The organism is Enterococcus sp. DIV0175 (genome assembly GCF_050529075.1).
In the GTDB taxonomy this organism is placed as follows: Bacteria; Bacillota; Bacilli; order Lactobacillales; family Enterococcaceae; genus Enterococcus_B; species Enterococcus_B thailandicus.
In genome coordinates this window covers 1,008,222-1,032,623 of sequence record NZ_CP172880.1, presented here as the reverse complement: position 1 = coordinate 1,032,623, position 24,402 = coordinate 1,008,222, and the positions used below count along the sequence as shown (strand labels likewise).

Sequence of the window (24,402 nt, the reverse complement as noted above, 5' to 3'; positions counted from 1 at the left end):
ACTTCTAATTATTCAGCCGTTAATTCTGTGTACTCTGGTACCCATTTAGCGTCTGCAACAGCTGCTTTGATATCTGAAATTTCTTCACGATTTAGCCCTTGCTCCACCACTGATTTGGCTACAGTTTCTGCAATGATTTGAGAAAACTCAGTAATTTTTGCAACAGGAGGTAAAATAGATGCTCCTGGTTGTGTCACATCAACGATTCCTCCCAAGGCACGACTTGCTTGAGAAATGATTTCTGCATTCACACGCGTTGCAGTTGAAGCAATCAAACCTAATCCAAGCCCCGGATACATCAATGCGTTGTTTGCTTGACCAATTTGGTAAGTTATACCTTGATAGTCAACGTCAGCAGCAGGAATCCCTGTTCCAACTAGTGCTTTTCCATCTGTCCAAGTAATCAAATCTTGCGCTTTTGCTTCAGCAAGCTTAGTTGGATTTGACAAAGGCATAATAATTGGACGTGCTGTATGAGCAGCCATTTCTTTAACAATTTCTTCAGTGAAAGCACCTGGTTGTGTTGATGTACCAATCATGATTGTTGGATGGATTGCTTTCACAACTGCAGTTAAATCTGTCAATTCTGATGCATTTTCAAATTCATCACGATTTCGTGCAAAAGGAATTTGTCCTGGAGTTAGTCCTTCTGTATCTGTAAACAGTAAACCTTGTTTATCTACTTGGTAAAAATGTTTGCGTGCTTCTTCTGCTGGAACGCCTTGACGAATCATTTCATCTAAAAGAATATTTGCAATTCCAACACCGGCAGTCCCTGCACCAAAAGTTAAAATTGTTTGGTCTTTTAGTGCTTCACCAGAAATATTCAAGCCACCTAACACACCAGCTAAAACAACAATTCCTGTTCCTTGAATATCATCGTTGAATGTTGTAATTTGATCTTCATACTTTTCTAAAATAGTTGCTGCATTTCCACGACCAAAATCTTCCCAATGCAATAGTAATTCGGGGAACAACTCAGTTGCCGCACTTACAAATTGATCAACAAATTGATAATAAGTTTCGCCTTCAACACGTTTATGGCGATTGCCTAGATATAATGGGTCATTTAGTAATTCTTGGTTGTTTGTTCCAGCATCAAGAGATACCGGTAATACTTGTGCAGGATTGATTCCAGCTGCTGCAGTATAAACCATTAATTTTCCAATCGCAATATCTACACCATTAACTCCCCAGTCACCCATTCCTAAAATTCCTTCTGCATCAGTTACAACGATTAAGCGAATATCTCGGCCATCTGCAGCATTTTTCAGACTTGCTTTAATACTTTCTGGATCATCAATTGAAAGGAAAGCTGCATCTTGCGGTTTCAAGAAAATTTCATTATATTGTTCAATTGAGTCAGCGACTACTGGATCATAAACAACTGGCATAAACTCAACTAGATGTTCACCCATTAATTTGTAGAAAAGTGTACGATTTGTATTAAATAAGTTCATTAAGAAAATTCGTTTTTCTAAATCAGATGGTTTACTTAAGTATTGACCATAAGCTTGAACTGATTGTTGTTCTAATGTTTGAACGGTACTAGGAAGCATACCTGTAAGCCCGTATTTAGCGCGTTCCTCTTTCGTGAATGCTGTTCCTTTGTTTAAAAATGGATTGTTCAATAAATTTAATCCTGTAAGCATAAAAAATTCCTCCTAAGTTTTACTACATGCGAAAGTATAGTCGTCACTTTTAGCTATAGTCAAAACCACGGGTCATGATAAATTTTATTTATATGTAAACATAAAAAAAGTATGACAAGTCAATGCCATACTTTTTAGCTAACAAATGATTTTCAACTATGCTACTTCCAAAATAATTTGCGTCTGTTCAAAAATAAGAAAAACGATTTTTCTCAGTTGTTCTTTACTTTTTCGAAGCTGAACGCTTGGCGCCACAATCTTATTCTCGGTGTTCACCAAGCAACTTCTCGAAATAACTCTCAACTGTACAAAAATATGAAAGGCTATTTTTCTCAGTTGTTCTTTACTTTTTCGAAGCTAAACGCTTGGAACCACAACCTTTTTCTCGGTGTTCCCAAACCAACTCCTCGAGATAGCTTGCATCCACTTCAAAACATTAAAAGCTATTTTGAGTGTTTGGTCGCTATCTTATCGGAGCTAAGCGTTTTGTGCCACAACCTTATTCTCGGTGTTCACCAAGCAACTTCTCGAAATAACTCTCAACTGTACAAAAATATGAAAGGCTATTTTTCTCAGTTGTTCTTTACTTTTTCGAAGCTGAACGCTTGGCGCCACAACCTTATTCAAAACGTTCAAGTATTTCCCGCACCTCATCAGTCGTCTTCGTATTCATCAACCGCGCTCGCAAATCACCAGCACCTGGAAATCCTTTAACATAAATTTTGAAGAAACGATGCAATCCGACTATCGAACGTGGAACCAGCTCAGCATATTGATCTTGCAAATCTAATTGTAAATGCAACAAATCGAGCAGTTCTTTTGAAGAGTGTGCTCTAGGTTCCTTTTCAAAAGCATACGGATTTTTGAAGATTCCTCGACCAATCATCACTCCATCCACACCATACTTTTCAGCTAATTGAAGCCCAGTTTGGCGATCAGGAATATCTCCATTAATAGTAATTAGTGTTTGGGGTGCTACTCGGTCTCGAATGGCTAACACTTGAGGAATCAAATCCCAGTGTGCATCCACTTTACTCATTTCTTCGCGAGTTCTTAAGTGAATTGACAGATTAGCAATATCTTGTGCTAAAACATGTGATAACCAATTTTCCATTTCTGCTATGTCTTTATACCCAAGTCTTGTTTTCACACTGACCGGTAGCCCACCAGCTTTTGCAGCTTCAATCAATTCTGCCGCAACTTCGGGACGTAAAATCAATCCGCTCCCTTTACCATGACCAGCAACATTAGGAACTGGACATCCCATATTCAAATCAATTCCCTTAAAGCCCATTTCTGCCAAGCCAAGGCTCATCTCACGGAAAAATTCTGGTTTGTCTCCCCAAATATGGGCGACCATTGGCTGCTCATCTTCAGTAAAAGTCAAACGACCTCGAACACTTTGTCTACCATCTGGATGACAATAACTATCCGAATTAGTAAATTCTGTAAAGAAGACATCCGGTGCGCCTGCGGCTTGAACAACATGGCGAAAAACTACATCTGTCACATCTTCCATTGGTGCTAAAATAAAAAAGGGCTTTGGTAATTCTGCCCAAAAATTGTTCGTCATTACTTATCTCCGTTCTCTCTTCATTCCAATTTAAAAAAACATGCTTATTATACTAGGATTTTGAAAAAGAAGCAAAGGGAAGGACTCCAATCGTTTTTACTATTGCAGTTAACGAAATCTTCTAAAAAAATAAGAGAGTGTGACATAATTTTTGCCACACTCCCTATTTATGAATAGAGGTGTTCTAGAAGTAACTTATTAAATAATGTTACAGCCCTCTTAACTTCTCTTTATTTTTTAAAGTAGGCCGCTGTATCAGCCTCATCTTTTTTTAGTTGTGCAATTAACCCATCAACATCCGTAAACTTCACTTGATCGCGTAAAAATTCATTCCAACGAACAACCACATGTTCACCATATATATCTTGATTAAAATCTAAAATAAATAATTCAACAGTTAGCTCTCGGCCTTCGCCAAACGTATCATTATGGCCAATGGATCCCATTGCTGGATACCAGTTGTCACCAACTTTGATTTCAGAGACATAGACACCTTCTCTAGGTAAATGAACAGTTCCTTTGACTTTGACATTTGCTGTAGGGAACCCTAACAAGCGCCCCCGAGCGTCACCATGAACCACGACACCTTCAATCTCGTATACACTCCCCAAAAGCTTGGTTACTTCTGTCACATTTCCTGCATCCAATAACTGACGAATACGTGTGGAGCTGATTTTCTCGCCATCTTCGACTTCTTTTTGAACAGTTACAACTTCAAAACGATTGTTTGCATATTCTGGAAGGTGTTCTACATCTGCAACATCTTTTGGTCCATAGGTATAATCAAACCCTGAAACAGCATATTTAGCGTGTAAACCAACAATGTATTGATCGACAAAATCTTGAGGTGCCAAGTGTGCAAATGCAGAAGTAAAATCAATTTCGTATAAGAAATCTACACCAAGTGCAGCCATTTTTTCTTCTTTTTGTTCAAGCGTAGTTAAATATTTAACACTTGCTGGATCAATCTTTTTAAACACGATTGAAGGATGTTGGTTGAACGTCATCAAAGCTAATTTCAATCCTTCTTGGTCAGCGATTTTCTTGCCTGTTTCGATTACTTTTTGATGGCCTAAATGTACCCCGTCAAAAAATCCTAAGACAAGTACTACTTCCTCTGCTGGAATTTGATTTTTTTGATAAGGGTGACGAATTTTGATAATTTCCATCAGTTATACCTCATTTCTTAACACTTTACTTGGTTTTAATTTATCTTTTTCCTTTGGATTAGGCTGGTAGATGCTAACAACTTGATTTTGATAAAACAAAGCAATTTCTTGATCTGGCATCGTTGGCAACCCAAACACGTTGTAATCTAAACGCATGCCATTCTTGACTTTTTGCCAAACAGCTTCACTGATATCTACTCGTGGAAACTTCTCAACGCCTGCTTCGATTGGTAATAAATACTCAGAAATAGTCCCGTTTTCCATATACTCAGCTACTTGCGCCAAAGTGATTGCTTGTTTTTGATTCATTCCTGCGCTTGCTGTTCTTGTCAAGTCAGACATGTGAGCAGGAAATCCTAGTTTTTTTCCCGTATCAACAGCAAGTGTTCGCACATAAGTTCCTTTTCCGCAATCAACTTCAAAACGCCAAGATAACAAACCTTTTTCTTGATTCCAGTTTAATTCACTAGTGCGTTCAAAACGATAAATTTGGGCTTTTCTACTTGGACGCTCAACTGTTTCATTGTTGCGAGCATATTCATAAAGACGTTTGCCATTGACTTTCACCGCTGAATACATTGGCGGAATTTGCGTGATTTCTCCCAGAAAAGAGTCCATGATTTGATCGATCTTTTTTTCTGAGATTCGTTCTGTCACCGCTTGTTTTTCAACCACTTCGCCAGATTTATCTTCCGTTGTTGTACTGAAACCAAGTGTAATTTCACCTTGGTATGTTTTCCCAGAATCAGTTAAATATTCAATAACTTTTGTTGCTTTGCCAATACAAATTGGTAACACACCATCTACATCTGGATCTAGTGTTCCACCATGACCGATTTTTTTGGTATGTAATATTTTTCTTAATTTAAATACGCAGTCATGACTTGTCATCCCACGTTCTTTCCATAACGGTAATAGCCCTTCCATTTCTGCTCTCCATTTCTTTTTGATTCAACTGATTTATTATAACACAGCAAGAATAAATACTACATTTTTGAATTCAACTCCAACGATTTTTACATGTTGGATACAAAAACGTAATAAAATTCATCGGGGTGTAAATAGAATACATGTTATTCTTTTTTTATACAAAAGGAGGGATTAGATGGAAAATATTTTCTTCGCACCCTTTGATTGGTTATATGGGTGGCTTTCAGGCAAATAAACACGTCTTCCCCAAGACAAACGAAGAATTTTAAGCTTCGTGCATAAAAAAACGGCAAGTCTCATCATTTGAGGACTTGCCGTTTTTAATTTTTCCAATCATTTGCTTAATATGGGTTTCCACTAGGATCAGTTTCTTGCACTTCTCCTATCGGTGAAACTCGGAAAAAGGTCAATGTACCAGAACCTCCACGTTCACTTGCAGAAAGACTGTAAGCTTTAAAAAGATAATCGCCATCAATCATTTGCCAAAAGATAAAAGCAATATCTGAATCCTTATACTTTGGATATTTTTCGTAAATAGCATCTAGTGCTTGTTTTTGTTCTGGTGTAAAGGAAGGCATTTCACTCGTTGAGTTTGTTGCTGATGCATTTGTACTTTGACCTGTTGAACTCGCTGGTGTTGTCGTTACCGTTGAATTCGTTTCTTTAACAACTGTTTCCGTGTTTGAATCACTTGTTGCCGTTTCTGAGACAGTCGTTGTTGTTGTTGTTTCACTCGTTTGAACCGTCGATTGTGACGTTTTACTTGAAGTTACTTGCTCATTTTTCCCGCAAGAAGCAAGAAACAAAGTCATGCCAATCACACTTAACCCAATTATCTTTTTCATTATCGCCACATCCTTTTATTTTTTTATCAATCCAAAAGATACAAAAATTTCTAGAAAATCTCTTACCATATTCACCTCATTATAACAAAAAAACATTACCCAATAAATGGGTAATGTTTTGGTTAATTTCTCTATCAATTTGGTCAGCATTCAAAACAGCATAGCTCTAAAACTTCATATATGATATAATAAAAGGGAAGGGAGTTTTGGAAGCATTCAAAACAGCATAGCTCTAAAACAATGAATAAAGAAAACTATTGATACAGATTGTTTTGGAAGCATTCAAAACAGCATAGCTCTAAAACGAGGAAATCAAAAGAGAGATGGAAAGTTTTGTTTTGGAAGCATTCAAAACAGCATAGCTCTAAAACATTGCCGTGAAGCTTCTTTTAATTCTGTATAGTTTTGGAAGCATTCAAAACAGCATAGCTCTAAAACGTTAGTGGATTATGTGTGACTTTAAGAATAGTTTTGGAAGCATTCAAAACAGCATAGCTCTAAAACACCAACAACGCAACCGCCAAAACCACCTCAGTTTTGGAAGCATTCAAAACAGCATAGCTCTAAAACGCCTGAACTAGCATGTGTACATGAGAAGATGTTTTGGAAGCATTCAAAACAGCATAGCTCTAAAACAGCATACCTGTTCTTGAATTAGGTTTGTGTGTTTTGGAAGCATTCAAAACAGCATAGCTCTAAAACACCATTGATAACTGGGTCGATGAAAAATGTGTTTTGGAAGCATTCAAAACAGCATAGCTCTAAAACCTCGGCTAAAAATTTTTGAGGTTCCGTAATCGCACTATTCGTTCATAGCAAAACTTCAGTTTGAATGCTCATCTAGCTTGAATATTTTTATTTCAAAGAGCGTCTTTTTGTTCATTATAACATAGGAACTACTTACCCAATAATTTTGCGAATAAATTTTTGTTTTTTAATCTAAATAAAAAAAGAGTAACAAAACCTGATATACCAGGTTTGTTACTCTTTTTGTTTAGTCCTTATTCAAATTACGCAACAGCTCGTCGATATGGTTACCATAGCCGACAGACTCATCTAATTCAAAGATTAGCTCAGGTGTCTTGTAAATGCTTAGGTTATGACCTAATTCACGACGAATGAGCCCACTTGCTTTACTCAAACCTTCTTGAGCTTTTTTCTTATCTGAAGCAAGATCAGATAAGATGCTGTAATAGATGGTTGCTTGTTGCAAATCACCTGTTACATGTACATCCGTGATCGTTACGTTTTCAACACGTGGATCACGAACCTTTTTACGTAAAATATCATTGACCTCTTTTAAAATTTCTTGACCGACTCGACGGTCACGATAGTTAGCCATAATGAGCGGCCTCCTTTATTTTTTTATTAGTCGTTTTTAACTTCTTCCATAATGAAGCCTTCAATGATGTCATCAACTTTGATGTCATTGAATTTTTCAATCATTGCGCCACATTCAAATCCCATTTTAACTTCTTTCACGTCATCTTTAAAACGTTTCAAGCTAGCTAATTGGCCTTCATAGATAACGATTCCGTCACGAATGACACGAACACCACTATCTCTACGAATAAATCCTTCAGTCACGTATGCACCAGCAATCGTTCCAACTTTTGAAACTTTGAAGGTTTCACGAATGATCATTTGACCAGTGATTTTTTCTTCAAATTCAGGATCAAGCATCCCTTTCATTGCTGTTTCGATTTCTTCGATTGCTTTATAAATGATTCGGTGTAAACGAATGTCTACTTCTTCCGAATCAGCTTGGCTCTTCGCTTGTGGTGTAGGACGAACGTTAAACCCGATGATGATTGCGTTACTTGCAGCAGCTAAGGTAACGTCACTTTCATTGATTGCACCAACAGCAGCATGCACGATTTTCACGCGAACGCCTTCGACATCAATTTTATTCAATGAAGCAGCTAAAGCTTCTGCAGAACCTTGTACGTCAGCTTTGATAATAACATTAACTTCTTTCAATTCGCCTTCTTTAAGACTTTCGAACAAGTTATCTAATGTTACACGGCTTGTAGCGGCACGGTGTTCAACAACTGCACGTTTGGCACGTTCTTCACCAGCTGCACGAGCTGTTTTTTCATCTTCAAAGACAACAAAGTGATCCCCAGCTTGTGGTACATCGTTCAATCCAGTGATTTCAACTGGTGTTGCTGGACCCGCATCTTTTTCACGTCGACCTAAGTCGCTGACCATCACACGAACACGTCCGTAAGTATTGCCGACAACGATTGGGTCTCCTACATGTAATGTTCCTTGTTGAACAAGTAAAGTAGTGATTGGTCCCTTACCTTTGTCTAAACGTGCTTCGATAACTGTACCGATTGCGCGTTGTGTTGGATCAGCTTTCAAGTCTTCTACTTCAGAAACTAATAGAATCATTTCTAATAGTTCTTCAATATTTTGACCAAATTTCGCTGAAATTTCAACGAAGATCGTATCTCCGCCCCACGCTTCAGGAATAAGTTCGTATTCACTTAATTCTTGCATAACGTGTTGTGGGTTTGCGCCTGGTTTATCAATTTTGTTTACAGCAACAATGATTGGAACATTCGCAGCTTTCGCATGGTTGATGGCTTCAACCGTTTGTGGCATTACACCATCATCAGCAGCAACAACCAAGATTGTAATATCTGTGATACTTGCCCCACGCGCACGCATACTTGTAAAGGCCGCGTGACCTGGTGTATCCAAGAAAGTAATTGGTTTACCGTCGATGTCAATTTGGTAAGCACCGATATGCTGAGTGATTCCGCCTGCTTCATCATTTGTTACACGTGAGTGACGCAAAGTATCTAATAAAGTTGTTTTACCATGGTCAACGTGTCCCATAATTGTGACAACTGGTGGACGTGAAACTAGATTTTCTTCATTCAATTCTTCTGGTTCAAAGAATTTGTCTAAATCTGCAATATCCACTTGTACTTTTTCTTGTGGTTCCATACCATAATCTGTTGCTAATAACTCGATTGTATCTTTATCAAGTGCTTGGTTTTGATTGACCATGACACCTAGCATAAATAGTTTTTTGATGATTTCTGCTGGTTCACGGTGAATTTTTTTCGCAATATCTGCAACGTTCATGCCTTCTGTATACTCTAGAACTTCTGGTAGTTCACGGAATTTACGTGGTGGCACAGCTGGTTTGTTTGACGTTTGTTGTTTCCCTTTTTTCCCTTTTTTGTTAAAACGATTGCGGTTATTATTGTTGAATTTTCCGCGATTGTTATTGTTGTTACGATTTTGATTTCCGCCTTGACGGTTTTGGTTATTTTGGTTGGATGATTTATTTTGTCCTTGATTCACTTGACCGCTCCCTTGACCGCGATCTTGATAGTTGCGGTTATTTTTATTTTTTTGTTGTGTTACATTTTTTGTGTTTTCTTGAGTTTTATCATTTGGCTTTTGATTGACGGGTTTCTGGTTTGGCTTTTGTACAACTGGGTTTTTGAAAGCTTGCTGCAATTTATTCTCATCTTCGCGATTTAAAGTTCCCATATGGTTCTTTACGTCGATCCCTAAATTTTGGGCTTTTTCGACAATCACTTTACTTGATTGATTGAGCTCTTTTGCTAATTCATAGACTCTTTTTTTTCCCATGTAATCACCTTCCTAACCTTCAATTAGCTCCTTGATTTTTTTCGCAAACCCTGCATCTAAGACACCGAAGACTTTTCGTGGTTTTCCAATCATTTGCGTAATTTCAGCTTCTGAAAATAGCTCAAAACAAGGAACTTTGTAATAGGAACTTTTGTCTTTGATCTTTTTTCTTGTGTTATCACTAGCGTCAGTCGCAACAAACACTACTTTTGCCTTTTGGCGACGAATATCTGCAATGGTTAACTCTTCACCGGTTACTAACTTCCCAGCACGCATCGCAAGACCTAGTAAATTCATGACTTTTTGTCGATTTACTGTGTTCATTTTCCAAAAAGCTCTTTTCGGGCTTTTTGGTGCGTAACATAATCTAATAGTTCTTGATAAAATTCATCTGTTAGTTTTACATCGAGAACTCGATCGAGGATTTGCTTATCCCAAGCTTTTTGCACTTCTTCCGGCTCAATTGAGACATACGCTCCTCGTCCAGGCATTTTTCCAGTAGGATCAATTGAAACTTCTCCTTCTTTTGAACGGGTCACTCGAATCATTTCTTTTTTCGGTTTCATTTCACCCGAAACCACGGATTTGCGTAAAGGAATTTTCCTTTGTTTCATCTCGTTTGCCTCCTTACAATTAAGCTTCTTGATCTGTTGTCTCAGTTGTTTCAGTTTCTTCAAAAGCCATTGTTTCGTATTCATCAGCTGTTAGGTCTGATTCAACGATTGCTTCATCATGAACCTCTTCAACTACTTCTTCTGAAACTGCTTCTTTTTGTGCTTGTTTTTCATAAAACTCAGCCATATCTGATTCAGATTTGATGTCGATTTTATGATTTGTTAATTTTGCAGCTAAGCGAGCGTTTTGTCCACGTTTACCGATTGCTAAAGATAATTGATAATCAGGTACCACTACTGTACAAGCTTTCGCATTTGTTTCGTCAAAAATGACATCCATTACTTGAGCTGGGTTCAATGCGTTCGCAATAAAAATTGCTGGATCTTCGTTCCATTCAACGATATCCATGTTTTCACCTTTTAGTTCGTTTACAATTGCTTGAACACGTTGGCCTTTAGGTCCTACGCACGTTCCAACAGCATCGATATTTGCATCATTTGAGCGAACAGCAACTTTGGAACGGTCTCCTGCTTCACGAGCAATACTTACGATTTCAACTAATCCATCGTAAACTTCAGGTACTTCTTGTTCAAATAAGCGACGCAATAAGTCTGGATGACTACGGCTTACAAAAACTTGAGGACCTTTTGATGTGTTTTCAACACGTGAAACGTAGACTTTGATTCGGTCATGTGGTTGATAAAATTCGTTTGGCATTTGGTCTTGTTTAGACAAAACTGCTTCGATTTTACCTAAATTCACATAGATATAACGTTTATCTTGGCGCTCAACGATTCCTTGCATGATGTCTTTTTCGTATTCGCTGAATTCGTTATAAATAATTGTTCTTTCCGCTTCACGGACACGTTGCAAAATTACTTGTTTTGCTGTTTGTGCAGCAATTCGACCAAAGTCTTTAGGTGTAACTTCAAAACGGATTGTATCCCCTAATTCATATGCTGGGTTAATCAAAAGTGCGTCTTTTAACGATACTTCTAACTGAGAATCCATTACTTCTTCTGTAACTTCTTTCACCGCATAAACATGGATATTTCCTTTTTTCTGATCAAACTCTACTTCTACATTTTGGGCTTGTCCATAGTGACGTTTATAAGCAGAAACTAAAGCAGCTTCCAAAGCGTCGATCACGATTTCTTTTGAGATACCTTTTTCAGCTTCTAAAGCATCTAACGCGTTCAACATTTCTTTACTCATTATTTTGATTCCTCTCCGTAATTAAAATTGAATAGCTAAGCGAGCTTTCGCAATATTTTTACGTTCAATGGTTAGTTCCTTTTCGCGTGTTTTAATGCGAATTTTTAACGTTAGTTGCTCAGCATCAAATGATTGAAGAAAACCCTCGTATTGTTTTTCTCCATCAACAGGTTGATATAAAGACACATGGACGTAATCGCCTAGTGCTTTTTCATAATCTGCTTCTTTTTTCAATGGACGTTCTGCTCCAGGAGATGACACCTCTAGGAAATAGGCTTGAGGAATCGGATCTGGGTCTGCAGCATCTAGCTTCTCACTTAATTTTTCACTGACATAGACACATTCATCGATGTCAATTCCGCCTTCTTTGTCAATGAATACTCGTAAAAACCAGTTTTTGCCTTCTTTTGTAAACTCTACTTCTACAAGTTCAAAATTTTGTTCATCTAAAATCGGGGTCACCATTTCTGTGACTGTTTCAACGACGCTACTCAAAAATTTCGCCTCCTTAAAATTGGCTACGTAATTCCATTAAAAAGAGTGAGCGAAAATTCCGCTCACTCACAATTAGTATCATTACCAATGAAAACTATATCACAAATTTCATAAAATGACAAGTTTGCTGGTTATTTATTGCTTTCTTCAGCAACTCGATTCGTTTAAAATAAAGGCTTGCTAAATTTTTTTCTTTTTTGATTCATTTTTATTTCTTCATAAAAATTTTTCTTGTAAAAAAAATAAAGGCACCAACGATTAAACGTTGATGCCTCTTGTTAAGAAAAATTGCCTATAACATATCAAACAATGATAATTGATTTTCATCTGGTAAATCTTTTAATACACCATTGTCGTCCATGTATTCAATCAATGTTTTAGAAACTTTTCCTCGTGTTGCTAAGTCTTCTTTCGATAAGAATGGACCATTTTTTCTTGCTTCTACGATTTGATTTGCCACGTTGGCTCCCAAACTAGGAACTGCGCGGAATGGTGCAATCAATGTATCACCATCAATCACGAAATTTGTAGCATCTGACTTATACAAATCAATCATTCCAAAATCATAGCCACGTTCCAGCATTTCATTTGCTAATTCAAGTACAGTTAACTGATTTTTTTCTTTCACTGAAGCCTCTAATCCCTTATCAGTGATTTCTTTCATCGCTTCTTTGACAGCTTCTTTCCCTTTACACATCGCAACTAAATTAAAGTCATCAGCACGAACAGAAAAATAAGCACAGTAATAAAGAATTGGAAAATAAACTTTAAAATATGCTACCCGTAAAGCCATCAACACGTAAGCTGCCGCATGGGCTTTCGGGAACATGTACTTGATTTTTGAACAAGAATCAATATACCAATCTGGCACGTTGTTTTCTTTCATTGCTGTCAAATACGTTTCTCTTAAATCATCAGGAATCTTCGTCCATAAACCTTTACGAACAGTTTCCATGATTTTAAATGCCATCCCACTATCTAAACCAGCATGGATCAAATAAACCATGATGTCATCCCGACAACCAATTACTTCAGCCAAGGTTGCATCCCCACGGCGAATCAGTTCTTCTGCATTTCCTAGCCAAACGTCCGTCCCATGAGATAGTCCAGAAATCTGTAACAACTCAGCAAATGTTGTTGGATGTGTTTCTTCAAGCATACCTCGAACAAAACGCGTTCCAAATTCAGGAATTCCTAAAGTACCCGTTTTTGAAAAAATCTGATCTTTATCGACGCCTAATACCTCTGGGCCGGCAAAAATCCGCATAACTTCCGGGTCATCTGTTGGAATTGTTTGTGGGTCAATTCCAGATAAATCTTGCAGCATCCGAATCACGGTCGGATCATCGTGTCCAAGAATATCAAGTTTCAATACGTTATCGTGAATGGAGTGGAAATCAAAGTGAGTTGTTTTCCATTCAGAGTTCTGGTCATCTGCCGGATACTGAATCGGTGTAAAATCATAAACATCCATGTAATCAGGGATTACAATAATCCCCCCTGGATGCTGTCCAGTTGTTCGTTTAACCCCAGTTGCGCCCTTAGCTAAACGATCGACCTCAGCACTACGAAATTGTAAATTGTGGTCGCGTTCATACCCTTTTACAAATCCATATGCCGTTTTGTCTGCGACTGTTCCGATGGTTCCAGCTCGGTAGACATACTCCTCACCAAATAAAACTTTCGTGTAGTTATGTGCTTCTGCTTGATAGTCACCTGAGAAGTTCAGATCAATATCGGGGACCTTATCACCATGGAAACCTAGGAATGTTTCAAATGGAATATCATGACCATCTTTATTTAAGCGCGCACCGCATTTTGGACATTTTTTTTCTGGCATATCAAAACCAGAACCATACGTGCCATCTTCAAAAAATTCCGAATACTGACAGTTAGGACAATAATAATGTGGCGCTAATGGATTAACTTCTGTGATTCCTGTCATGGTCGCTACAAAACTTGAACCAACAGATCCACGGGAACCAACCAAGTAACCATCTTCATTACTTTTATGCACAAGCTTTTGAGCAATCAAATAAATAACTGAAAACCCATTTCCGTTGATTGAGTTCAATTCTTTTTCCAAACGTTTTTGAATAATTTCTGGTAAAGGATCGCCGTACAGTTCTTTCGCACGATTATAACTCAATTCGGTGATTTCATCTTCTGATCCAGGAATTTTTGGTGTATATAATTCATCTTTAACAGGGACGATTTCTTCACAGCTATCCGCAATTTTATTGGTATTATCAACAACGATTTCTTTGGCAAGTTCTGCTCCCAAAAAGTTGAATGCCGTTAACATTTCATCCGTTGTTCTGAAATGAACATCTGGCAAACTATGACGGTTAAGGGGGTTTGCTCCACCCATCGAGTTGATCAAGATTTTTCGATAAATGCCATCTTCTTCATTTAAATAATGGACATCACCCGTAGCAACGACAACTTTATCTAACTTTTTACCAATATTGACTAGATTTCGAATGATTTCTTCTAAATCGTGTTCATTTTTAACTAATTCTTGTTCCAATAAAGGAGCGTAGACTGCTTTTGGCATAACTTCGATATAATCATAAAACTTCGCACGATTTTCTGCTTCTTCGACCCCTTTTTGCATCATTGCTTCAAAAATTTCACCTTTATCACAAGCAGAGCCAACCAAGAGATTTTCTCTAAATTTTTTCAACTGTGAACGAGGAATCCGGGGAACCCGCTCAAAATAATTGATATTTGACATTGAAATCAACTTGAACAAATCTTTTAGACCAGCTTGATTCTTCGCCAAAAGAGTTGCATGAAACGGTCTAGCTCGTTTATAAGAGTCGCCTTCACCAACATGATCGTTTAACTGATCGTGATAATACATCTCATGATTTTCCATTGCCTCTTTGACAAAAATCCAGGCTAAATGACCTGTTGCCTCCGCATCAAAAATGGCGCGGTGATGTTGTTCTAAACTGACACCGAATTTTTTAGTCAATACACCTAACCCAAAACGTTTAAATTGAGGATATAAATAGCGTGCTAATTCTAACGTGTCAATAACAGGATTTTTTGCTTCTGGAATTCCGTAACGTGCATAACTTGTATTTAAGAAACCCATATCGAACGTCGCATTGTGGGCAACTAAGATCGAGCCTTCAGAAAATTCAAGAAACATTCTTAAAACTTCTTCTTCAGATTTTGAGCCGCGGACCATTTCATCTGTGATACCTGTTAAGTCCACCGTTGTTCTTGATAAACGATGACCGGGATCAATAAATTCATCAAAGCTTTCAATGACGTTTCCTTTATGCATCTTGACTGCAGCCAATTCAATAATCGTATCATATACAGCTGATAGACCAGTCGTTTCCACGTCAAAAACCACATAGGTCGCATCATTCAAAGAATCATGTGTATCATTATAAGCAATTGGAACACCGTCATCGACAACGTTTGCTTCTACGCCATATAAAATCTTGACTCCAGCCTTTTTCCCAGCGCTATGTGCTTCAGGAAACGATTGGGCTCCGCCGTGATCTGTAATAGCAATCGCTTTATGTCCCCATTTACCTGCTTGCGCAACAAAATCAGAGATACTATTCGTCGCATCCATCGTACTCATATTACTGTGTAAATGTAGTTCGACCCGCTTTTCCCCTTCAGGAGCGTAGTCTTTACGCGGTGCATGTTTAACTTCAACAATATCTTGCGCATTCATTACCAAATCACGCACAAATGTATCTTCTTGAATACTTCCGCGAACTTTTAGCCAGCTTCCTTTACTAATTGCATCGAAAATTTGTTCATCTTTTTCACCATTCGAGAACTTTTTGACAATGAAAGAAGAGGTATAGTCTGTGATTTTCAACGTCAAAATTTTCCGTTTGGAGCGTAATTCACGAACTTCTTTATCAAATACATACCCTTCCAAAATTACGCGGCGCTCTTCTTCAACGATGTCAATCATCGGTGTAACAGGGTCATCTGTTGGAATATTACGCCCAAGTTGAATTGGTCCTTCCAGAGCAGGTGCTTGTTCTTTCTTTTCTTTTTTCTTTTGTTCATGAACAAGGAGACTTTCTGCCGCTTGCTTCATGAAGGCTTCTGCTTGCTCTTGCTTACGTTCTTCAAAAAGTTCCAGCACGCGAGCCGCTTGCTCTTCATCGACTTCAGGTTCGATATGAAATTTAGGAAAGCCATAACTAAGATAAAGTTCTTCTACCAAAGGCAAATATTGTTGCTTCAAATAGGAAATGGCTCCTGTTTTATCCACTGGCAACACAATTTTTCTTTCTTTTAAAATTGGAACTTGTGTTTTTAAGACTTGTTGGACTAATGGTGTATCACATTGTTGACTTTCTAAAGCTTGTGCCCAGTAATCTTGTAACAATCGTTCGTCAAATGTTTGATCTTCTGCTTTGATTATCAATTTGACCTGTGCGATTTCATTAAATGCTATTGTCAAATGTTGTAGGAATGAACGATAAAGCATGATTGGCAATATTTGAGAAAAATGAAGCGTAAATTCCCATAAACGTGATTTACGGTGCACAACAACACGTTCCATTTCGCCAGTAGAAATTAACGGATGATTTTTTTCTTCATCTTCTAGTTGAATTTGTTCTAACAGTTTTGCAAACAAATCTCGTTTTTCTGACAAAAAAATACGCCCTTTCTAGTTTATTTGTTTTGAGACAAATAATTTTTTTCAATACTATTTAGTATACTCGTTTTTCTTTTGATTTACATTAAAAAAATTCGAGAAAGACTTCGTCTCTCTCGAATTTCGAGGTTATTTGAATTATTCGCCTTGGTTTAAAAGAATTGGTAAAGTATTCGCAAGCTCTTCTTTACGTACTTCCACCATTTCACCAGTCTTCTTGATTTTTACTTCAACGATTCCATCGACTGCTTTCTTACCAACCGTAATTCGAATTGGGCAACCAATCAAATCTGAATCTGCAAACTTAACTCCTGCACGTTCATTACGATCGTCAACTAATACTTCGTAGCCTGCTGCCATCATTGCTTGCTCAACTTCATTTGTTAAGTTTGTTTGATAGTCATCTTTTAAATTCATTTGAACAACATGTAGATCATAAGGAGCGATTCCTTTAGGCCAATTGATGCCATTTTCATCTGCATTTTGTTCAACGATTGCTGAAAGTAATCGGCTCACACCGATACCGTAACAACCCATAATCACAAATTTTTCACGGCCATTTTCGTCTAACACAGTTGCACCCATTGATTCACTATAACGAGTACCTAGTTTGAAAATGTGCCCAATTTCAATTCCTCTTGTAAATGCAAGAACACCATTATTATCTGGTGAAGGATCACCTTCTTGAACAAAACGTAAATCTTCATAAGAAAGAACAGAAAAATCGCGTTCTGGATTTACATTGATGTAATGGAAGCCAGTTTCATTTGCTCCAGCAATCGCATTTGCTAAATCTTGGACATGGCGATCTGCATAAACTTTTACTTCGTCCGCTAAGTTCACTGGACCAACAGAACCAAAATCAGCACCAAGATATTTTTGTGCATCTTCTTCTGCTGCTTCTTCTAGGAAATCAGCGCCTAAGAAGTTTTTCAATTTGACGTCATTGACTTCATGATCGCCACGAATCAATACCAATACAGGTTCTTCATCTGCAATGAATAAAACAGATTTGATGATTTTTTGTGGTTCTACATCAAAGAAACCTGCAACTTCTTCAATCGTTTTGACATCAGATGTTGCTACTTTTTCTAATTCCAATTGTGTTTCATGTGACTTTTTAGGAACATAGTAGCTTGTTGCCATTTCCAAATTAGCTGCGTAGTCACTTTCTGTTGAATAACAAATCGTGTCTTCACCGATTTCAGAGATTGCCATAAATTCTTTGGAGTCTTTTCCGCCCATTGCGCCACCGTCTCCGATAATTGCACGGAAATCTAAACCACAACGTTTGAAAATCTCAGTATAAGCTTTTTCATAATCTTTATATGTTTCGTCTAAACTTTCTTCTGAAGCGTGGAAAGAATATGCATCTTTCATAATGAATTCCCGACCACGTAATAAGCCAAAACGAGGACGTTTTTCGTCACGATATTTTGATTGAATTTGATACAAGTTTAATGGCAATTTTTTGTATGAATTGATTTCATTACGAATCAATTCTGTAAATGTTTCTTCATGAGTTGGTCCCAAAATCATTTTACGATCATTGCGGTCATTCAAACGGTATAAGTTTGGACCATAAGTATCATAACGACCAGATTCTTGCCAAAGTTCTGCTGGAAGAATTGCGGGCATCAACATTTCAACTGCCCCAATTTTTTCAAATTCTTCACGCATGATTGTTTTCAATTTTTCTAACACACGATTTGCCAATGGCAAGTAAGAATAGATACCGGCAGATACTTGACGAACATAGCCAGCTCGCAATAGCATTTGATGACTTAGTACTTCAGCATCATTTGGTACTTCCCTCAGTGTTGGAATCAACATCTTTGATTGTCTCATTTTATATACTCCTTTAATCCTCAAAATAGTTATCGCTTGTTATTATACCCTATTTGTCAACTCTATTTAAAAAAAGAATCGTTGAATATCATTCCATGTCACTAAAACCATCAATAGCATCAAGAAACCAAACCCAATCAAAGTTAAGATTCCTTCTTTTTCTTGACTCAATGGTTTGCCACGTACACCTTCAATGACATTTAATACCAACTTACCGCCATCAAGTGCTGGAATGGGCAATAGATTCACAATCCCTAAGTTCATTGAAAGCATCGCCATTAGCCCAATAACAGTCATCATTCCTTGACTAGCTGCTTCAGAAGATAATTGGAACATCATCACTGGACCGCCTAGTTTATTCAAACTAAATCCTGTAAATAGTGATCCCAGCGCTTTGAAGATTTCTAATGAACTACTGAAAGCTTGTTTCGTTCCACCAACGATTTTATCAATAAAACCAGTTTTCATCGGTGCTTGTATACCAAGCTGTCCAACTTTTTGCCCATTTGATTCTACTGATTTAGGTGTCACTTCAATGTCTTGAACTTTTCCGTCACGTTGAACTTCAAAATTCAATGTTTTTCCAGGGTTTGCAGTAATTTGACTTGTTAAATCAGTCCACGACGTGATTTTTTTATCATTAATACTTAGGATATGGTCATTTTCCTTTAAGCCAGCTACCTCGGCTGCACCATCAGGAAGTACTGCACCAATTTGATTCGTATTTGTTACCTGAATGCCTCCTTGCATGAATGCAAGCACAATGAACAAAAAAATCGCTAAAATAAAGTTATTCATCGGTCCAGCAAAGTTAGTTAACATACGTTGCCATAATTTTGCTGATTGAAACTGAACATCTCTTGGTGCAATTCGAATTTCTGTTCCATCTGCCTCAATAATTGTGGCATCATGATCTACTGGGTAAGTCACAGCCTCCGTATCATCGCCGTTAACAAAAGCTGTAATTGTCAGCTCGTCCTCTAGATCGTAACGAACAAGTTCCACTGGAATTCCATTCGTTAGTTGAACTTTTTTACTTAAGTTGATTTTCTCTACGATACCATCAGAATTGAGTGAAAGCGATAGTGGCATTCCTGGGGCCATCTCTGTCTCATCATCGCCGTTTCCTGCCATTCTTACATAACCACCAATCGGTAATAACCGAAGTGTATATGTCGTTCCATCTTTAGCTTGATGTCCATAAATTTTTGGACCCATACCAATTGCAAATTCTCGGACTAGGATTCCTGATCGTTTCGCAAAGAAGAAATGACCAAATTCGTGGACAATAACCAAAATACCAAAAACGATGATAAAAGTTAGAATCGTTTTCATAGTTTGCTTCTCCTTTATTTTTTTCTAGCATTTTTCTAATTTTTGTGAAGATAAACAACATAATTTTACCACAGTCTGACACAGACACCAATAGCTACCTTTAGGAAAACAAAAAAGAGCAGTGGCAACACCCACTACTCTTTTCATCATTTCAAAACAAAAATTTTTGATCCATCCAAAAGTGATTTTGGCTTTCTACTTTAAATAAGTCTAAATTTCTCAAAAATTTAGAAAAGAATTTCCGACAGTTTATTTATTGAAGCTGAGTACTTCTTCTCACAAACTTTTTAAATCACACCAAATAATTGCATGATAGGAAATACAAATAATAGACTATCGAAACGGTCTAAAATTCCACCGTGACCTGGTAAAATATTTCCAGAATCTTTTACATCGTAATGACGTTTGATTGCTGATTCAACTAAATCACCAAATTGTCCAACAATTGAGAAGACAATTGTTAACAACAACATTACTAGTGTTCCATAATTGAAGTATTCCTTACCTGGGAATAACAAGAGATAAATCAATGCCACAACGATTGCACTTGCGATACCACCCAAAGCTCCTTCAATTGTTTTATTTGGTGAAATTGCTGGGATCAGTTTATGTTGACCAAAGCGACGACCAAACATATAGGCACCGATATCTGTTGCCCAGACAATGAATAGCCCAAATAATAACACAACTAAGCCTTCCGTTCGCGCATTCACGAAATTCTGGAATCCCATACCCACATACAAACTTACGACAACTGGAAATCCAGCTTCATCAATGGTATACGTATTTTTTGATACAACACTTGTTCCCAATAAAATCATTACAACAAAATAAAAAAGCGTAAATGTATTTGTATTTTCTGGTAAAAAGAAAAACCAACGTTCTTTTGGCAACACCAGAAAAACTGCACCTATTGCTGATAAGATTCCCTCAAAACTTAATAGCGTTAATCCTTTCATGCGAAACAGTTCGTAGACACCTACAACCGCTAGTAACGCCCCTAACAACTCAACAGCCATGCCACCAACCCAAATGATTGGAATGAACAAGATTAAAGCTACGACAGCTGTGATCACTCGTTGTCTCATGATTGATCCTCCTCATTTTTATCCAATTTTTTAACACCGCCAAAGCGACGGTCACGATTTTGATAAGAAGCAATTGCTTCCTTCAAATGATTGCCATCAAAATCTGGCCATAATGCTTTTGTAAAATAAAGCTCACTATAAGCAATTTGCCATAACAAGAAATTACTGATTCTTTCTTCCCCGCTCGTCCGAATAACTAGTTCAGGATCACGAAGTTCATTCGGCAAGAAACCTGTCATCAAGTGATCAGCAATTTTTTCTTCGTCAATTGCTTCAACAGCTAATTCTTGATTACTGATTTCAGCCGCAATCTCTTTTACTGCCGTCACGATTTCCGCTCGGCTTCCATAATTCAACGCAAAATTCAACACCATTCCAGTGTTTTCTTTTGTCTGTTCAATTGCTCGGCGGACAGCATCTTGCGTGTGACTTGGTAGTACGTTTTCGTAACCCATTACGTGAACTTTTACATTCTCCTTGATAAGTTCTGGTACGAATGTGTCGAAAAAATCAACAGGCAACTGCATCAAAAAGTTGACCTCATCTTTTGGTCGTTTCCAGTTTTCAGTCGAAAACGCATAAAGAGTCAATACTTTCACACCTAAACCTGATGCTACTTTTGTTACTTTTTTTACAGTTTCCATGCCTTCTTTGTGTCCTGCAACTCGAGGTAATCGGCGATTTTGTGCCCAACGACCGTTGCCATCCATAATGATGGCAACGTGTTGAGGAATCTTTCCCTCGGAGTTAAATTGAAACTCACTTTTTTCTTGAATATACTTGTTTTTTTGCGGAAAAAAACGTAACATTCTTTTTCCTCCTATGCTTAAAAATTCCCACTATCTTACACATTATAGCAATATCTCTTTGTATTTCCTATGAAATCATGATTTTTTCCAAAAAATTTGTTTGTTTTTTTGAAAATTTTTAAGTTTCCACCAAAAAAGGAGTAGCAAAATCAGTACTGATTTTGCTACTCCTTTTGAAAAAGCTAGGAAGATTAAACTTCTAATAATTCTTTTTCTTTTTCGCCAGCGATTTTATCTAGTTCTTTAATGCTGTCATCAGTCAAAGCTTGAACATCTTTTTCTAGTCCGCGCAAGTCATCTTCCGTAATGTCACCATTTTTTTGTTGTTTTTTGTATGCATCCATTGCATCACGACGAATATTACGAATAGCGATTTTTGCATTTTCAGACTCTTTTTTTACATCTTTCGCTAATTCTTTACGACGTTCTTCCGTTAATTGTGGAATAACTAAACGGATAACATTTCCATCATTCGTTGGGCTGATACCGATATCACTTGCCATGATTGCCTTCTCCACATCTTGAAGAATACTTTTATCAAAAGGCGTGATCATCAATACACGTGCTTCTGGAATTTGGATTGATGCCATTTGGTTCAATGGTGTTGGTGCACCATAGTAATTAACTGTGATTCGGTCTAATAAACTTGCATTCGCGCGCCCAGCACGGATTTGTCCAAGTTCACGTTGTAAACTTTGCGCTGCTTTTTCCATTCTCTCTTTTGCTTCTGCCATAATTGCATCTGCCATTTTTATTTCCCCCTTACGGTAGTTCCAATATTTTCACCTAAAATTGCTCGGCGAATATTTCCATGTTCATTTAGATTGAAGACAACTAATGGGATATCATTATCCATACTTAATGAGCTTGCAGTTGAATCCATTACTTGCAATCCTTTAGCAATAACTTCCAAGTGAGTTAGTTCTTCAAACTTAACTGCATTTGCATCAATTTTTGGATCTGCAGAATAAACACCGTCTACATTGTTTTTAGCCATTAAAATAACATCAGCACCAATTTCAGCTGCGCGCAACGCTGCTGTTGTGTCTGTTGAGAAGTAAGGATTACCTGTACCACCAGCAAAAATAACAATTCTGCCTTTTTCTAAATGACGTTCTGCTTTACGACGAATGTATGGTTCTGCGATTTGACGCATTTCGATCGAAGTTTGTACACGTGTCGGTACACCAACGTTTTCTAATGTATCTTGTAAGGCTAAAGCGTTCATAACAGTCGCTAACATGCCCATGTAATCAGCTTGTGCACGTTCCATACCCATTTGAGCACCCGTTTGTCCGCGCCAGATGTTTCCGCCTCCTACAACGATTGCCATTTCAACGCCTAACTCGTGGACTTCTTTGATTTCTTGAATAATTTCTTTAATGACTGGAGGTTTAATCCCAAATCCTTCATCTCCAGCTAAAGCTTCACCACTTAATTTTAAGACTACACGTTGATATTTTGGTGTGACCATGTTCATTCCTCCAATGTTTTCTATTGCCATTTTACCATAATTAGTTGATTTAGCCATTAAATGCTTACATTTTTTGGCATTTGCCTAAAAAAAGGGAGCGCACAATAGAGTGCGTTCCCATCTGTTATTCAACAGAATTATTTTTTCACTTGGCTCATAACTTCTTCTACAAAGTTATCTTCACGTTTTTCGATACCTTCGCCAACTTCAAAACGAACAAATGATTGAACAGTTGCGCCTTTAGAAGCTACAAATTTTTCAACAGTCATGTCAGGATCTTTAACGAAAGGTTGGTCAACCAAAGCGATTTCTGCTTTGAATTTCTTCAAGCGGCCTTCCACCATTTTGTCAACGATGTTAGCAGGTTTACCTTCGTTTAATGCTTGTTCAGTTAGAACAGTTTTTTCATGTTCTAATTCTTCAGCAGGAATTTGTGATTCGTTTACATAACGAGGATTGATAGCAGCAACATGCATAGCAACGTCACGAGCAACTGAATCATCAGTTGTGCCATCTAAAACTGTCAATACAGCGATACGTCCACCCATGTGTAAGTAACCACCGAATGCAGCGTTATCTTCTTTTTCAACTACTTCAAAACGACGGAAGCTGATTTTTTCACCGATAACTTGTGTAGCTTCGATTAATTCAGATTCAATTGTGCCTTTTTCAGTTTTGATTTGCATTGCAGCTTCCATGTCAGCTGGTTTGTGTTCAGCAACTAATTCTGCAATTTCTTTTACTAAGTCTTGGAACATTTCGTTTTTAGAAACGAAGTCAGTTTCTGAGTTAACTTCAACGATTGCTGCAGTGTTCCCTTTAACAGCAACTGCTGCTAAACCTTCAGCTGCAATACGGTCATTTTTCTTAGCTGCTTTAGCCATTCCTTTTTCGCGTAAAAGATCAACTGCTTTTTCAATATCGCCTTCTACTTCTACTAATGCTTTTTTCGCATCCATCATACCTACGCCAGTCATGTCGCGTAGTTCTTTTACCATTTTAGCTGTAACGTCTGCCATTTTATAGTCCTCCTAAGTAGTGTTTTTCTTTAAAAAAAGCTGTTTCAAAGGAGAGTGAGGCTTGTCGCCTAG

19 protein-coding genes and 1 CRISPR repeat array are annotated in these 24,402 nt (G+C 37.6%); all 19 genes read right to left on the bottom strand.

Going from position 1 to position 24,402, the window contains the following annotated elements; translation table 11 throughout:
- Positions 1-8: 8 nt before the first annotated feature.
- Positions 9-1,652, bottom strand: a complete 1,644-nt coding sequence (locus IGJ76_RS04990; protein WP_067484238.1) for a malolactic enzyme — start codon at positions 1,650-1,652, stop codon at positions 9-11.
- A 619-nt stretch (positions 1,653-2,271) separates the two neighbouring features.
- Entirely contained in the window at positions 2,272-3,225 is a 954-nt protein-coding gene (locus IGJ76_RS04985) for a tRNA dihydrouridine synthase (protein ID WP_067484236.1), read from the bottom strand.
- Positions 3,226-3,455: 230 nt separating this feature from the next.
- Entirely contained in the window at positions 3,456-4,394 is a 939-nt protein-coding gene (gene ribF, locus IGJ76_RS04980) for a riboflavin biosynthesis protein RibF (RefSeq protein WP_071868507.1), read from the bottom strand.
- A gap of 3 nt (positions 4,395-4,397) precedes the next feature.
- Positions 4,398-5,321 carry a tRNA pseudouridine(55) synthase TruB gene (gene truB, locus IGJ76_RS04975; protein WP_218658177.1) on the bottom strand — a complete coding sequence of 308 codons (924 nt, stop codon included), beginning with the start codon at positions 5,319-5,321 and terminating at the stop codon, positions 4,398-4,400.
- A gap of 344 nt (positions 5,322-5,665) precedes the next feature.
- Complete coding sequence (locus tag IGJ76_RS04970) at positions 5,666-6,169, bottom strand: hypothetical protein (protein ID WP_430596769.1); 504 nt, start codon at positions 6,167-6,169, stop codon at positions 5,666-5,668.
- 137 nt (positions 6,170-6,306) lie between these two features.
- Positions 6,307-6,937: a CRISPR direct-repeat array (repeat unit 36 nt; unit sequence GTTTTGGAAGCATTCAAAACAGCATAGCTCTAAAAC).
- A gap of 226 nt (positions 6,938-7,163) precedes the next feature.
- On the bottom strand, positions 7,164-7,511 hold the full coding sequence (rbfA, locus tag IGJ76_RS04965) for a 30S ribosome-binding factor RbfA (protein ID WP_067484229.1): 348 nt from the start codon (positions 7,509-7,511) through the stop codon (positions 7,164-7,166).
- A gap of 26 nt (positions 7,512-7,537) precedes the next feature.
- Positions 7,538-9,784 (bottom strand): translation initiation factor IF-2, encoded by a 2,247-nt coding sequence (infB, locus tag IGJ76_RS04960; protein WP_071868513.1) that lies wholly within the window; start codon positions 9,782-9,784, stop codon positions 7,538-7,540.
- Between the two features lie 12 nt (positions 9,785-9,796).
- A complete protein-coding gene (locus IGJ76_RS04955) occupies positions 9,797-10,108 on the bottom strand; it encodes a YlxQ-related RNA-binding protein (RefSeq protein WP_067484225.1) in 312 nt (103 codons plus the stop codon).
- On the bottom strand, positions 10,105-10,398 hold the full coding sequence (gene rnpM, locus IGJ76_RS04950; protein WP_067484224.1) for an RNase P modulator RnpM: 294 nt from the start codon (positions 10,396-10,398) through the stop codon (positions 10,105-10,107). Before rnpM ends, IGJ76_RS04955 begins: the two co-directional genes overlap by 4 nt.
- A 19-nt stretch (positions 10,399-10,417) precedes the next feature.
- Positions 10,418-11,614, bottom strand: a complete 1,197-nt coding sequence (gene nusA / locus IGJ76_RS04945; protein WP_075491098.1) for a transcription termination factor NusA — start codon at positions 11,612-11,614, stop codon at positions 10,418-10,420.
- A gap of 21 nt (positions 11,615-11,635) precedes the next feature.
- The gene (gene rimP / locus IGJ76_RS04940) at positions 11,636-12,109 is read right to left on the bottom strand and encodes a ribosome maturation factor RimP (protein WP_067484222.1); all 474 of its coding nucleotides are present in this window, start codon (positions 12,107-12,109) and stop codon (positions 11,636-11,638) included.
- A gap of 292 nt (positions 12,110-12,401) precedes the next feature.
- A complete protein-coding gene (locus IGJ76_RS04935; RefSeq protein WP_270492481.1) occupies positions 12,402-16,754 on the bottom strand; it encodes a PolC-type DNA polymerase III in 4,353 nt (1,450 codons plus the stop codon).
- Positions 16,755-16,895: 141 nt separating this feature from the next.
- Positions 16,896-18,605 (bottom strand): proline--tRNA ligase, encoded by a 1,710-nt coding sequence (locus IGJ76_RS04930; RefSeq protein ID WP_430596768.1) that lies wholly within the window; start codon positions 18,603-18,605, stop codon positions 16,896-16,898.
- A gap of 66 nt (positions 18,606-18,671) precedes the next feature.
- The gene (gene rseP, locus IGJ76_RS04925; RefSeq protein ID WP_071868516.1) at positions 18,672-19,940 is read right to left on the bottom strand and encodes an RIP metalloprotease RseP; all 1,269 of its coding nucleotides are present in this window, start codon (positions 19,938-19,940) and stop codon (positions 18,672-18,674) included.
- A gap of 287 nt (positions 19,941-20,227) precedes the next feature.
- Positions 20,228-21,028 carry a phosphatidate cytidylyltransferase gene (locus IGJ76_RS04920; RefSeq protein ID WP_067484217.1) on the bottom strand — a complete coding sequence of 267 codons (801 nt, stop codon included), beginning with the start codon at positions 21,026-21,028 and terminating at the stop codon, positions 20,228-20,230.
- A complete protein-coding gene (locus IGJ76_RS04915; protein WP_071868517.1) occupies positions 21,025-21,837 on the bottom strand; it encodes an isoprenyl transferase in 813 nt (270 codons plus the stop codon). Before IGJ76_RS04915 ends, IGJ76_RS04920 begins: the two co-directional genes overlap by 4 nt.
- 191 nt (positions 21,838-22,028) lie before the next feature.
- Positions 22,029-22,586 carry a ribosome recycling factor gene (gene frr / locus IGJ76_RS04910; protein WP_067484213.1) on the bottom strand — a complete coding sequence of 186 codons (558 nt, stop codon included), beginning with the start codon at positions 22,584-22,586 and terminating at the stop codon, positions 22,029-22,031.
- Positions 22,587-22,588: 2 nt separating this feature from the next.
- Positions 22,589-23,311, bottom strand: a complete 723-nt coding sequence (pyrH, locus tag IGJ76_RS04905; RefSeq protein WP_067484211.1) for a UMP kinase — start codon at positions 23,309-23,311, stop codon at positions 22,589-22,591.
- A gap of 137 nt (positions 23,312-23,448) precedes the next feature.
- On the bottom strand, positions 23,449-24,330 hold the full coding sequence (tsf, locus tag IGJ76_RS04900; RefSeq protein ID WP_067484209.1) for a translation elongation factor Ts: 882 nt from the start codon (positions 24,328-24,330) through the stop codon (positions 23,449-23,451).
- Between the last annotated feature and the right edge of the window lie 72 nt (positions 24,331-24,402).

Coding starts and splice junctions, on each gene's coding strand:
- IGJ76_RS04990 (WP_067484238.1), bottom strand. CDS start 1,652: ATGCTTACAGGATTAAATTTATTGAACAATCCATTTTTAAACAAAGGA.
- IGJ76_RS04985 (WP_067484236.1), bottom strand. CDS start 3,225: ATGACGAACAATTTTTGGGCAGAATTACCAAAGCCCTTTTTTATTTTA.
- ribF (WP_071868507.1), bottom strand. CDS start 4,394: ATGGAAATTATCAAAATTCGTCACCCTTATCAAAAAAATCAAATTCCA.
- truB (WP_218658177.1), bottom strand. CDS start 5,321: ATGGAAGGGCTATTACCGTTATGGAAAGAACGTGGGATGACAAGTCAT.
- IGJ76_RS04970 (WP_430596769.1), bottom strand. CDS start 6,169: ATGAAAAAGATAATTGGGTTAAGTGTGATTGGCATGACTTTGTTTCTT.
- rbfA (WP_067484229.1), bottom strand. CDS start 7,511: ATGGCTAACTATCGTGACCGTCGAGTCGGTCAAGAAATTTTAAAAGAG.
- infB (WP_071868513.1), bottom strand. CDS start 9,784: ATGGGAAAAAAAAGAGTCTATGAATTAGCAAAAGAGCTCAATCAATCA.
- IGJ76_RS04955 (WP_067484225.1), bottom strand. CDS start 10,108: ATGAACACAGTAAATCGACAAAAAGTCATGAATTTACTAGGTCTTGCG.
- rnpM (WP_067484224.1), bottom strand. CDS start 10,398: ATGAAACAAAGGAAAATTCCTTTACGCAAATCCGTGGTTTCGGGTGAA.
- nusA (WP_075491098.1), bottom strand. CDS start 11,614: ATGAGTAAAGAAATGTTGAACGCGTTAGATGCTTTAGAAGCTGAAAAA.
- IGJ76_RS04930 (WP_430596768.1), bottom strand. CDS start 18,605: ATGAGACAATCAAAGATGTTGATTCCAACACTGAGGGAAGTACCAAAT.
- rseP (WP_071868516.1), bottom strand. CDS start 19,940: ATGAAAACGATTCTAACTTTTATCATCGTTTTTGGTATTTTGGTTATT.
- IGJ76_RS04920 (WP_067484217.1), bottom strand. CDS start 21,028: ATGAGACAACGAGTGATCACAGCTGTCGTAGCTTTAATCTTGTTCATT.
- IGJ76_RS04915 (WP_071868517.1), bottom strand. CDS start 21,837: ATGTTACGTTTTTTTCCGCAAAAAAACAAGTATATTCAAGAAAAAAGT.
- frr (WP_067484213.1), bottom strand. CDS start 22,586: ATGGCAGATGCAATTATGGCAGAAGCAAAAGAGAGAATGGAAAAAGCA.
- pyrH (WP_067484211.1), bottom strand. CDS start 23,311: ATGGTCACACCAAAATATCAACGTGTAGTCTTAAAATTAAGTGGTGAA.
- tsf (WP_067484209.1), bottom strand. CDS start 24,330: ATGGCAGACGTTACAGCTAAAATGGTAAAAGAACTACGCGACATGACT.